We start from the raw sequence: 12,210 nt of genomic DNA, 5'->3' as shown, positions 1-12,210 counted from the left end.
GATCGTCAAATCAAGGTCATGGCGGCGTCAGTTCAACTGCTGGTGCACCGTCTCGGTCAGTTCGGAAAGCGAGAAGGGTTTGGGCAGGAAGACGGAGTTCGGGATCGCCTCCGACCCTTCGCCAAAGGCATCCTCTGCATAACCCGAGACAAAGACAACGCGCGTGTCGGGGCGGCTTTCGCGGGCCTTGCGCACCCAGGTCGGCCCGTCCATGCCCGGCATCACGACGTCGGTGACAAAGACATCGACCGCCAGCTTCTCGTCGTCGAGGGTCTTCAGAGCGTCTTCGGCCGTCTCCGCCTCGATCACCGTGTAGCCGCGCAGCCGGAGGGCTCGGGCGGCAAAGGCGCGCACCGGCGCCTCGTCCTCGACCAGAAGCACCACGCCCGATCCCTTCTGTGGCAGGCGGGCCTCTTCCTTGATCGCCACCGGAGCGGCCTTCGCGGCGACGACCTCGTGGGCGGGCAGCATCAGGGTAAAGCAGGTGCCCTGCCCGACCACGCTGTCGACGAAGATGAAACCGCCGGTCTGCTTGACGATGCCGTAGACCGTGGAGAGGCCCAGCCCCGTGCCCTCGCCCGTCCGCTTCGTGGTAAAGAACGGCTCGAACACCTTCTGCAGCTTGTCCGCGGGGATGCCCATGCCCTCGTCGATCACCCGGACAGAGACGTAGGTCCCCGGCGCCACCACCGCGCGGTCGCGCTTCAACGGTTCGCGCAGGATGCGGCGCTCCGTCTCCACGAGGATCTCGCCGCCTTCGGGCATGGCATCCCGGGCGTTCACCACGAGGTTCATCATCACCTGTTCCAGCTGCCGCCGGTCGCCGCGGACGGGCGGCAGCGCCGGGTCGTGGCGCAGGGTCAGGCGCACCTTCTCGCCCACCAGCCGGTTCAGCAGGTGGGCCAGGTCGGACAGCGTGTCGCGCAGGTCCAGCACCTCCGGCTGCATGGTCTGCTTGCGCGAAAACGCGAGCAACTGCCCCACCAGCGCCGCCGCGCGGTTGGCGTTCTGGTTGATCTGAACGAGGTCGCCGTAATCCGGATCGCCCTGATCATGGCGCAGCAACAACAGGTCGCAATGCCCTGAAATCGCTGTCAGAAGGTTGTTGAAGTCATGCGCGACGCCGCCGGCAAGCTGACCGATGGCCTGCATCTTCTGGCTCTGTACGAACTGCGCCTCGAGTGTCTTGAGCTCGGTCGCGTCGTTCAGCACGGCGACCAGCCGCTTCTCCCCGTCCTCGATCACCCGGTTCAGCGTCACCTGGACAAAGACCTCGCGGTCGGCGCGCGTCAGGCGCAGAAACTCCGAGCGGTGCAGGCCGCGTCCGTCCGCCGCCTCCTGCAGCCAGTCCTTGATCGCGCGGCCCAGCCCTTCCATGTGCTCGGCCAGCTGGCCCGGCGCGGTTGTGCTGCCGAGGTCGAGCATGCGCCGCGCCTCCGGGTTGGCGCGCAGGATGGCGCCGTCGGGCGACACCTTCAGCAGCGGCACGGGCAGCCCGTCGAAGGTGCCGACACTGTCCTCCGGATCCGTTTCCGTCGCGATGGGCGAGAGCACCAGTTCCACCCGCCCGGCGCCGATGTCGCTCGACTGCACCAGCACCCGTTGCTCGCCTTCCGTGTTGCTGAGGTGATGCACGCCGCCCGGGCGCAGCGGAAGATCGACGAAGACATCCTCCAGCCGTTTCGCCCGCCCGCCGACAAGGCTGCGCGCCGCGGCGTTCATGTAGAGGACAGCGCCGTTCCGGCCCAGCGACATCAGCGGCAGGTCGCTGCGCACGGTCCCGGCGCTGCGCTGCGCCTCCGACTCCAGCCGCCAGAGCACAGCGTCGTCGGAGAAGCGTCTGACATATATGCGAAAACCCTCGGAATGGCTGGTGACGTCCTCGATCGCGTAGCCGGTCGTCAGGCTCTTTTGCCAGAGCCGGTAGAGGATGCCCTCGCTGCTGGCAAAGACGTCGCGCAGGAGCTGCGCCAGCGCCTCTCCCTTTGCCGGTTGAAACCGGCTGCGGGCGGCGGCGTTGGCGTGGTAGAGGCGCCCGCTGTCGTCGCAGATGAAACAGAAGCCCGGCTCCGTCTCGGTGAACTCGGCAAGACGGCGCAGGGTACGGCGGTTGCGGCCCGACTGGTAGATGTCGACGGCCAGCCAGATCAGCGCCACGCAGGACAGTGCGCCGGTCACGGCAAGGGCGGCCACCTGCACCTCATGCGCGCTGGCCCATTGCGAGACCCACAGCGCACAGGCCGCGATGACGATAAGGATCACCGACCCGATAATCGGGGTGAGGCTGTGCAAATTGTCGCCACGGCGCGCGATGATGTCCTCCACAACTGGCTTTCGCCTCGAATCGCCTCCATCCATTCGACTGCCGAGAGGTTAACGGCATGTTAACCGTGATAGCGCACGACGCAACTTACAGCCCTAGGTTGTGGCCTCGTGCGGCACGGTCGGATGCGGTCAGGCGCGGCCCGAGATCAGGCAGCAGACGAAGAACCCGTCGCCGCCGTCCGAGGGCAGGAACTGCCGTGACGGCCCGCGCCGCCAGTCCGGTCTCTCCGCGAGGAACCGCGCGATCTGCTTCTCGTTCTCGGCGGCCAGCACCGAACAGGTGGCATAGGCGAGGCAGCCGCCCGGCGCGACGCGGTCGGCGCAGGTCGCAAGGATGCCCTGCTGGATGCCCTGCAGGTCCGTCAGGCGGTCTTCGGTCAGGCGCCACTTGCCTTCGGGCGCACGGCGCCACGCGCCGCTTCCGGAGCAGGGCACATCCGCCATCACCAGGTCGAAGACCCCTTCGGGTTTACGGGTCACGGTGACCTCCGCCCCGGCCCGCGCCGCGCGTTGCGGCAGGTCGGACATCCGGCCCGGATCGGCGTCGTGGGCGAAGATACGCGCGCCCGGCAGCCGTGCCGCCAGCGCCAGCGTCTTGCCCCCGCCCCCGGCGCAATAGTCGAGCACGCGGCCCGCGCCCTCTGCCGGGATCAGATCGACCACAGCCTGGCTGGCGGCGTCCTGAAGCTCGACCCAGCCGTCGGTGAAGGCCCCGGTCCGCACCAGCCCCCGCGCGCCGGACAGCACCTCAAGGGCAGTGGGCGACAGGGGATGCGGCGCAGTCTCCACCCCTTCGGCGGCAAGGCGGTCCCGCGCCGCCGCCAGATCGCATTTCAGGGTGTTGACGCGCAGGAAGACAGGCGCCCGGTCCCGCAGGGCCAGCGCGGTCGGAGCGGCGGCCTCGCCAAGGTCCGCAAGAAACCTGTCCGCCAGCCAGTCCGGCAGGTCCCAGGCGTCCGCGCCTTCGGGCGTATGACCGGCGGTGCGCTCCGCCTCTGACAGCGGTGCGGGCGCATGGCCCTTGCCGTCGAACAGCGTATCGGGATCGGTGCCGCGCAGACGCTGGAGGCCGAGCATCCGGGCGCGCCCGCTCTCTCCGCCGCCCATCGCCGCGGTTGACCGCCACATCCGCAGCACGTCGAAGACATGATCGCGCACCGCGGCACGGTCCTTCGACCCGGCAAAGCGCGAGGTACGTCCCCATGTGGTCAGCGCCTTCTCGGCGGCCTCGCCTTGCGCGATCCGGTCGATCAGCTCGGCGGCGGCCTGGATGCGGGCCGCCGGCGTCACAGCGCAACCCGCGCGAAGCCGTCTCCGTCCCGCGCGAGGCGGGCAAACTTCTGTGGTCCCAGCATGTGGCAGCCGGACCAGACCAGACCTTCGGCCGCGACGCGGGACAGCGCGGCCAGACGCGTCTCGGCCGCCTGCACCGGGTCCACGTCATAGGTCGGCGACAGGTTCGGGTCGGGCAGTTGCAGAGCCTCGGCGTGCGCGATGTCCGCCACGATCGCCAGCGCGCCGATCCGCAGGCCGCTGTGGCCCGGCGTATGTCCCGGCAGGTGCCAGAGCCGCATGCCGTGGCCCAGGTCGGCCCCGTCCTCCAGCAGCACGAGCCGCCCCGCCTCTGCCACCATGCGGCCGCCGGGCGCGTCCTTGCCGCGCCAGTGGTCCGCCTCCGCGCGGTGCATCAGCACTTCGGCCTGCGGAAAGACAAGGCCACCGTCGCCGAACGCGCCGCCGACATGGTCGCCGTGCAGGTGGGTGAAGATGATGCGGTCCACGTCGCCCGGCGCGATCCCGAGCTCCGCCATGAGGCGCACCATGTGGCCCGCGCCCTCGCCCACCAGCGATCCGCATCCCGTGTCCACGAGGTCGATCCCGCCCGCGTGCCGCAGCACGTAGGCGTTGAAGGCGGTGGTGATGTCCTCCATCCCGCGGGCCGCCAGCCGCGCGGCGCGGGTGTCGGCGTCGAGCGCAGGAAAGACCTCCGGCGGCAGCACGGTGCTGCCGTCGGTCAGGCACAGGACCTCCACCTCGCCGGAGACGAAGCGGTCCACCCCGGGCGTGCCCGCGCCGTCCATCAGCCGATCCGGTAGTTGGGCGACTCGCGGGTGATCTGCACGTCGTGGACGTGGCTTTCCTTCAGACCCGCGCCGGTGATCTTCACGAAGGTGCAGTTGCGCCGCATGTCCTCGACCGTCGCGTTGCCGGTATAGCCCATCGCCGCGCGCAGACCGCCCACGAGCTGGTGGATGACCACGCCCGCCGGGCCCTTGTAGGGCACCTGCCCCTCGATCCCCTCGGGCACCAGCTTGTCGCTTGCGGCATCCTTCTGGAAATAGCGGTCCGCCGAGCCGCGCGCCATGGCGCCAAGCGACCCCATGCCGCGATAGGCCTTGAAGGACCGGCCCTGGTAGAGGATCACCTCGCCCGGGCTTTCGTCCGTGCCCGCGATCATCGAGCCGACCATGGCGCAGGAAGCGCCCGCCGCGATGGCCTTGGCGAAGTCGCCGGAGAACTTGATGCCGCCATCGGCGATCACCGGCACGTCGCCCGCCGCCTGCGCGCAGTCCATGATGGCGGTAAGCTGCGGCATGCCGACACCGGCCACCATCCGCGTCGTGCAGATGGAGCCCGGCCCGATCCCGACCTTGACCGCATCCGCGCCCGCGTCGATCAGCGCCTTCGTGGCGTCCGCCGTCGCCACGTTGCCCGCGATGACCTGCACCTCGTTCGACAGCCGCTTCGCCCGCGTCACCGCCTCCAGCACCCCGCGCGAATGGCCGTGCGCGGTGTCCACGACGATGATGTCGACCCCGGCATCGACCAGCGCCTCCGACCGTTCATAGCCCGAGTCGCCGACGCCCGTGGCCGCCGCGACCCGCAGCCGACCCAGCTCGTCCTTGCAGGCGGTCGGGTTCAGCACGGCCTTCTCGGTGTCCTTCAGCGTCAGGAGGCCGGTCAGCTTGCCGTCCTTGTCGGTGACCAGGAGCTTCTCGATCCGGCGCGCACGCATCAGGCTGATCGCCTCCTCGCGGTCGGCGGGTTCGGTCAGGATCGCCAGCCGATCCGAAGTCATCATCGCCTTGACCGGCGTCTCGTCCTTCTGGGCAAAGCGCATGTCGCGGTTGGTCACGATCCCCACGACGCGGTGCTTCTCGTCCACCACCGGGAAGCCGGTGAAGCCGTAGCGTTCCGTCAGCGCCTTGGCGTCCGCCAGCGTCTGTTCGGGGGTCAGGGTGACGGGATTGTAGACGATGCCCGATTCGAAGCGCTTGACCCGCCGGACCTCGCGCGCCTGCTCGTCGACGGAGAGGTTCTTGTGGATGACCCCGATCCCCCCGGCCTGCGCCATGGTGATCGCCATCCGGCTTTCGGTCACCGTGTCCATGGCCGAGCTGAGCAGCGGAATGTTCATCTTGATCGACTTCGTCACCCGGGTGCGCGTGTCTGCGGTGGACGGAAGCACCACGGATGCGGCGGGAACAAGAAGAACGTCATCGAAGGTGAGCGCCTCGCGAATCTCCATTGGAAGTCTCCTTTGGGAGGGGATCGGTTGGCACGTCCCTATTGCATGGGCCGTCAGCGAGGGAAACCCCCAAACCGCCGCCACGTCATGCCGCCCGCGCAATGCCCCTTTGATGCGGGCCGCCGCACGGCACCTGCCGGACCGGAGCGACCTGACGCGCGCAGACCGCCCGGCGGGCACCCCGCGCGCACGCCACGCCACCGGACCGGCACCAGATGCCCATCCCCGAGGCACACCCTGCCCCGGGCAGGCCCTTGGCCCGATCTCGCTTGCCCGCCCCCTGCCGCCGTTGCAGGGTCGCGCGACGAAGGAGATCCCGCATGACACATGGTTACGAATCCGGCCGCCTGAACCTGCCCTTCACCGGCATCTGCACCTTTGCCCGCAGCCCGTACCAGCCGGACTGGAGCGCGCTCGACGCCGATGTGGCGGTGCTCGGCGCGCCCTTCGACGCAGGCACGCAATGGCGCGCCGGTGCCCGCTTCGGCCCGCGCGGGGTGCGCGAGGCTTCGACCCTGTTCAGCTTCGGCCATGCGGGCGCCTACGACCACGAGGACGACATCACCTATCTCGAAGGGGTGCGGATCGTGGACATGGGCGACGCCGACATCGTCCACACCGACACGGAGACCAGTCACGCCAACATCCGCAAGGGCGTGGAGGCTGCGCTGAAGGCAGGCACCCTGCCCGTCACCATCGGCGGCGACCATTCGATCAACATCCCCTGCATCGAGGCCTACGAGGGCCACGCCCCCTTCCACGTCCTGCAGATCGACGCGCACCTCGATTTCGTCGACGTCCGCCACGGCGTGACGCGCGGCCACGGCAACCCGATGCGCCGCGCCTCGGAAAAACCCTGGGTCAGCGGGCTGACGCAACTGGGCATCCGCAACGTGTCCTCCACCGCGCGCGAGGGGTACGAGGATGCCCGCGCCCGGGGCTCGGACATCCTGTCGGTGCGGCAGGTGCGCAAGCTCGGGCCGGAGGCGACCGCCGCCCGCATCCCCGAGGGCGTGCCGGTCTACATCACCATCGACATCGACGCCTTCTGCCCGTCGATCGCGCCGGGAACGGGCACGCCCAGCCACGGCGGTTTCCTCTACTATGACGTGCTGGAAATCCTCCAGCAGGTGGCGCGCACCCACAAGGTCGTGGGCATCGACCTGGTGGAGGTCGCGCCGGACTACGATCCCACCGGCTCCACCTCGATCCTCGCGGCGCAGGTGCTGCTGAACCTCCTCGGCTTCATCTTCGCGAAGGGCTGAGCGGCACCGCCCCCGCACCGGGACAAATGCGCGCGCCCGTCGCGGCGCGCGCCATGCCTGCAGCGGAAAGATCAGCCATCCTCCGCCGCGTCGCAGCGACCCTGCGGCAAAACCCCTTGCCGTCACGGCCCCGTCGCGGTTTGCTGGCACCCGAGCAGCAGACATCCGGAGGCACGACAATGACCGCCCCACTCAAAGGCTATACGATCCTCGACCTGACGCATGTCCTGGCGGGGCCCTTCTGCACCGTCACGATGGCCGACATGGGCGCCACCGTCATCAAGGTGGAGCCGCCCGAGTCCGGCGACGACACGCGCACCTTCCCGCCCTTCAAGGACGGCAAGTCCGCCTACTTCGCCGCGATCAACCACGGCAAGAAGTCCATCGCGCTCAACCTCAAGGAAGACAACGACCGCGCGATCTTCGAAAAGCTCCTGCCGCGCGCCGACGTGATCGTCGAGAACTACCGCCCCGGCGTGATGGAACGCCTGGGCTACGGCTGGGAAACCCTGCACGCCGCCTACCCCCGGCTGGTCTACGGCGCGGTGTCGGGCTTTGGCCACACCGGCCCGGATGCCAAGCGCCCGGCCTACGACATGGTCGTTCAGGCGCGCGGCGGCGTCATGTCGATCACCGGCGAGAAGGACCGCGAGCCGGTGCGCGTCGGCGCCTCCATCGGCGATATCGTGGCGGGCATGTTCCTGACGCAGGGCATCCTCGCCGCGCTGCTGGACCGCGAACGCACCGGCAAGGGCCGCAAGATCGACGTGGCGATGCTCGACAGCCAGCTCGCGATCCTCGAACACGCCGTGGCGCTGACCACCGTCACCGGCAAGGCGCCCGGCCCCTCCGGCGCGCGCCATCCCTCGATCACCCCGTTCGAGACCTTCCACGCCTCCGACGGGCTGTTCGTGATCGCCGCCGGGAACGACCGGCTGTTCGAGCGGCTCTGCATCGCGCTGAACCTGCCGATCTCCGACGACGAACGCTTTGCCACCAACCCCGCGCGCTGCCAGAACGCGCGCCTGCTGAAGCGGCTGATCGAGGCGGTGACGCTCGAGAACACCCGCGCCCACTGGATCGCCAAGCTGACGGCGGCGGGCATCCCCACCGGCCCGATCCAGACCGTCGACCAGGTGCTGAAGGACCCGCAGATCCTCGCGCGCAACATGGTGGTCGACGTGCTGGACAAGAACGGGCGGCAGGCGTTCAAGGCCGCGGGCAACCCGATCAAGATGACCGACGCGCCCGATCCGACCTCGCGCAGCCCGGCGCCGGATCTCGACGGAAATCGCGGCGAAATCCTGCGCTGGCTGGAGCAATCCTGACCCTGACTGTCCCTCGGGTCCCGCGATCCGGGCTCGAAACCGTTGACTTATTCATACATTCGTAAATGATGTTACGAGAGCCAGCAGCGGCTCTGGACCGGCACGGGGGCAGCAGGACGCCCCCCGCCAAGGGAGGAAAACCAATGAGACTTATGGCAAGGGCGCTTTTCGCGCTGACATTCGGCATTTTCGTTCTGGCGCAGCCCGCGATGGCAAATGAACGCTACGGCACCCAGAAGGTCGTCTACCACATCAACGAGGACGGCGGCGAGGACAGCAAGGGCTACATGGGCGCGATGCGCAACATCCAGAACCACATCAACGCGGTGGGCGCAGGGAACCTCGAGGTGGTCGTGGTGATGCACGGCAATGGCGTGGGCCTCGTGATGAACGCCAAGAAGGACGACCGCCTGCAGACCGCCATCGGCTCTCTGAAAAGCCAGAACGTCGCTTTCCACGTCTGCAACAACACCCTCGAAGGCCGCAACATCAACTACGGCGACGACCTCTACGACGTCTGGGAAGAGGACATCGTCCCCTCCGGCGTGGCCGAACTCTCTCGCCTCCAGGCGATGGGATACACCTACATCAAACCCTGACGCCTCGGCCGGTGACGGGAAACGGCGGGGCCTTGCGGGGCGCCGCCGTTCGCATTTCCGGCCCCTTCCGACGCAATCCCGCCGACCGATGCCGCGTTCCGGCCTTTCGCTCGCGCGCGCAGTCGCTATGTTCCGCCACGACGGACCCAGACTGTACGCGGAGCGACCATGGCCCAGGACCCCCTCGTGATCTTCACCCCTTCCGGCAAGCGCGGACGCTTCCCGGTGGGCACGCCCGTGCTGACGGCAGCACGGCAACTGGGGGTCGATCTCGATTCGGTCTGCGGCGGGCGCGGCATCTGCTCCAAGTGCCAGATCACGCCCTCCTATGGCGACTTCTCGAAACATGGGGTGCATGTCGCGCAGGATGCGCTGTCCGAATGGAACAGCGTCGAGGAACGCTATGACCGCGTGCGCGGGCTGAAGACCGGCCGCCGCCTCGGCTGCCAGGCCACCGTGCAGTCCGACGTGGTCATCGACGTGCCGCCGGAAAGCCAGGTGCACCGGCAGGTCGTCCGCAAGGCCGCCGCCGACCGGGTGATCGAGATGGACCCGGCCACACGGCTTTTCTACGTCGAGGTGGCAGAGCCCGACATGCACGACCCCACCGGCGACCAGCAGCGGCTGGCAAAGGCGCTCTCCGAACAGTGGGAGATCGCCGATCTGGAGGTCGACCCGAAGATCCTGCCGGTCCTGCAGAAGGTCCTGCGCAAGGGCGATTGGAAGGTGACGGTGGCACTGCACCGAACCCATGCGGAGGCGCGCCCCCGGCTGATCGCGCTTTGGCCCGGCCTGCACGAGGCGGGGATCTTCGGGCTGGCCATCGACCTCGGCTCCACCACCATCGCCGCGCACCTGACGAACCTCGATACGGGCGCGGTCGTCGCCTCCGCGGGCATCATGAACCCGCAGATCCGCTTCGGCGAGGACCTGATGTCGCGCGTCTCCTACGCGATGATGAACCCCGGCGGCGAACGCGAGATGACCGCCGCCGTGCGCGAGGCTATCGACACGCTGGCCACCGACATCGCGAAGGAGGCGGAGATCGACACCGGGTCGATCCTGGAAACCGTCTTCGTCTGCAACCCGGTGATGCACCACCTGCTGCTGGGCATCGACCCGGTGGAGCTGGGACAGGCGCCCTTCGCGCTGGCCACCTCCGACGCGTTGCACCTCTCGGCGGTGGAACTGGGCCTGACCGCCCTGCCCGCGTCCGCGCGGATCTACATCCTGCCCTGCATCGCCGGGCACGTGGGCGCCGACGCCGCCGCCGTAGCGCTGGCCGAGCAGCCGGGCAAGTCCGAGGACCTCGCCCTGATCGTCGACGTGGGCACCAATGCCGAAATCCTGCTGGGCGACACCTCCCGCACGCTGGCCTGTTCCTCGCCCACCGGCCCCGCTTTCGAAGGGGCGCAGATCTCCTCCGGCCAGCGCGCGGCGCCCGGCGCGATCGAGGCGATCCGCATCGACCCCGAGACCAAGGAACCGCGCTTCCGCGTCATCGGCTGCGACCTCTGGTCCGACGAGGACGGCTTTTCCGAGGCCACGGCACAGACTGGCATCACCGGCATCTGCGGCTCCGGCATCATCGAGGCGGTGGCCGAGATGCGCATGGCCGGGCTGCTGGACCCCTCCGGCCTCATCGGCTCGGCCGAGGCCACAGGCACCGGACGCTCCCTGCCCGCGGGCCGCACCCATGAATACCTGATCTACGACGGCACCGCCGAGGGCGGACCGAAGATCACCGTGACCCAGGGCGACATCCGCGCGATCCAGCTTGCCAAGTCCGCGCTCTATGCGGGCGCACGGCTCCTGATGGACACGCGCGGCGTCGACCAGGTCGACCGCGTGGTGCTGGCCGGGGCCTTCGGTGCGCATATCTCGCCGAAACACGCCATGGTGCTGGGCATGATCCCGGACGTGCCGCTCAACAAGGTGACTTCTGCGGGCAACGCCGCCGGAACCGGCGCGCGCATCGCGCTCTGCTCGCTCAAGGCCCGTCGCGAGATCGAGACGACCGTGCGCCGCATCACCAAGGTGGAAACCGCCATCGAGCCGCGCTTCCAGGAACATTTCGTCGCCGCGAACGCGATCCCGCATGCCACCGACCCCTTCCCGGAACTGAAGAAGGTCGTGACCCTGCCGCAGGTCTCCTTCAACGTGGGCGGGGACGGATCCGGCGGCGGTCGCCGTCGGCGGCGCAGCTGATCCACCGGCATGGGCGGGTGGCCTTTAAACGACCAGCCTGCCCTGCCGATCAGGCCACCCGGGCAGGCGGCAAACCCCCGCATCCGCCCGGCCCCCAGAAGGCCGCGCCGACAGCGTCAGCCGACACCGATTTGGCTTGATCCCTTCGGGGAGTTGCGATAGCCAATCCGTCGCGGCGGGTATGATGTAATGGTAGCCTGTCAGCTTCCCAAGCTGAACGCGCGGGTTCGATTCCCGCTACCCGCTCCAGCCTCCTCCCACGCACCGGACGTAACGTAAGTCACAGAAGCGTGACCGCGCGAAACCCTCGTCCCCCTTCCTCCGTGGCTTTGACATCGCGGCGCACTGGATGCCGCTGTCCCAAGGAGGAGGACCTTCATGAAACGCCTTTACACTTCCGCCGCCGCCACCGCGCTTGCCCTCGTGCTGGCCGGCCCGGCCCTCGCCGCCAGCCACGCCATGGAAAACCCGATGGTCGGCGGCGCCGCCATGTTCGCCGACAAGACCATCGTCGAGAACGCGGTGAACTCTGCCGATCACACCACGCTCGTTGCGGCGGTGCAGGCGGCGGGCCTTGTGGAGACGCTGAGCGGCGAAGGCCCCTTCACCGTCTTCGCCCCCACCAATGCCGCCTTCGACAAGCTGCCCGACGGCACCGTCGACACGCTGCTGATGCCCGAGAACAAGGACCAGCTCACCAAGGTGCTGACCTGCCACGTGGTCGGCGCGAACGCCATGTCGGACGCCATCGCCGGGATGATCGCCGATGACGGCGGCACCCACCCGGTCGCCACGCTGGGCGGCTGCACGCTGCAGGCGAAGATGGACGGCGACATGATCACCCTGACCGACGAACAGGGCAACGTCGCCACCGTGACCATCGCCGATGTGCAGCAGTCGAACGGCGTGATCCACGTCATCGACACCGTGATGCTGCCCGCCGCCGAGGAAAGCTC

The 12,210-nt window shown here is 68.7% G+C and carries 8 protein-coding genes, 1 tRNA gene and 1 pseudogene; 6 read left to right on the top strand and 4 right to left on the bottom strand.

Annotated elements, in window-relative coordinates; genetic code table 11:
• Nucleotides 1-27 precede the first annotated feature (27 nt).
• The 4 genes from CDO87_RS20140 to guaB form a co-directional block, all read right to left on the bottom strand.
• On the bottom strand, nt 28-2,325 hold the full coding sequence (locus tag CDO87_RS20140; RefSeq protein ID WP_100930436.1) for an ATP-binding protein: 2,298 nt from the start codon (nt 2,323-2,325) through the stop codon (nt 28-30).
• Nucleotides 2,326-2,454: 129 nt separating this feature from the next.
• Nucleotides 2,455-3,615, bottom strand: coding sequence for an RsmB/NOP family class I SAM-dependent RNA methyltransferase (locus tag CDO87_RS20135; protein WP_100930435.1), 1,161 nt, complete (start codon nt 3,613-3,615; stop codon nt 2,455-2,457).
• Nucleotides 3,612-4,406, bottom strand: a complete 795-nt coding sequence (locus CDO87_RS20130; protein ID WP_100930434.1) for an MBL fold metallo-hydrolase — start codon at nt 4,404-4,406, stop codon at nt 3,612-3,614. Before CDO87_RS20130 ends, CDO87_RS20135 begins: the two co-directional genes overlap by 4 nt.
• The gene (gene guaB, locus CDO87_RS20125) at nt 4,406-5,854 is read right to left on the bottom strand and encodes an IMP dehydrogenase (protein WP_100930433.1); all 1,449 of its coding nucleotides are present in this window, start codon (nt 5,852-5,854) and stop codon (nt 4,406-4,408) included. The genes CDO87_RS20130 and guaB overlap by 1 nt, the downstream gene beginning before the upstream one ends.
• Before the next feature lie 320 nt (nt 5,855-6,174).
• Between guaB and speB the strand changes: the two genes are divergently transcribed.
• From speB to CDO87_RS27295, 6 genes and pseudogenes are all read left to right on the top strand, one after another.
• Nucleotides 6,175-7,119, top strand: a complete 945-nt coding sequence (speB, locus tag CDO87_RS20120; protein ID WP_100930432.1) for an agmatinase — start codon at nt 6,175-6,177, stop codon at nt 7,117-7,119.
• A 179-nt stretch (nt 7,120-7,298) separates the two neighbouring features.
• Nucleotides 7,299-8,447 carry a CaiB/BaiF CoA-transferase family protein gene (locus CDO87_RS20115; protein WP_100930431.1) on the top strand — a complete coding sequence of 383 codons (1,149 nt, stop codon included), beginning with the start codon at nt 7,299-7,301 and terminating at the stop codon, nt 8,445-8,447.
• Between the two features lie 143 nt (nt 8,448-8,590).
• Nucleotides 8,591-9,046, top strand: a complete 456-nt coding sequence (locus tag CDO87_RS20110) for a DsrE family protein (RefSeq protein ID WP_100930430.1) — start codon at nt 8,591-8,593, stop codon at nt 9,044-9,046.
• 168 nt (nt 9,047-9,214) lie between these two features.
• Nucleotides 9,215-11,254 carry an ASKHA domain-containing protein gene (locus CDO87_RS20105; RefSeq protein WP_100930429.1) on the top strand — a complete coding sequence of 680 codons (2,040 nt, stop codon included), beginning with the start codon at nt 9,215-9,217 and terminating at the stop codon, nt 11,252-11,254.
• A 175-nt stretch (nt 11,255-11,429) separates the two neighbouring features.
• Nucleotides 11,430-11,503: transfer RNA gene (locus tag CDO87_RS20100), tRNA-Gly, on the top strand.
• A 129-nt stretch (nt 11,504-11,632) separates the two neighbouring features.
• Nucleotides 11,633-12,196, top strand: a pseudogene (locus CDO87_RS27295) (fasciclin domain-containing protein); the annotation flags it as partial.
• Nucleotides 12,197-12,210 lie beyond the last annotated feature (14 nt).

Source organism: Sagittula sp. P11, from assembly GCF_002814095.1.
Taxonomy (GTDB): Bacteria; Pseudomonadota; Alphaproteobacteria; order Rhodobacterales; family Rhodobacteraceae; genus Sagittula.
This window is presented reverse-complemented; position numbering and strand designations above follow the sequence as displayed.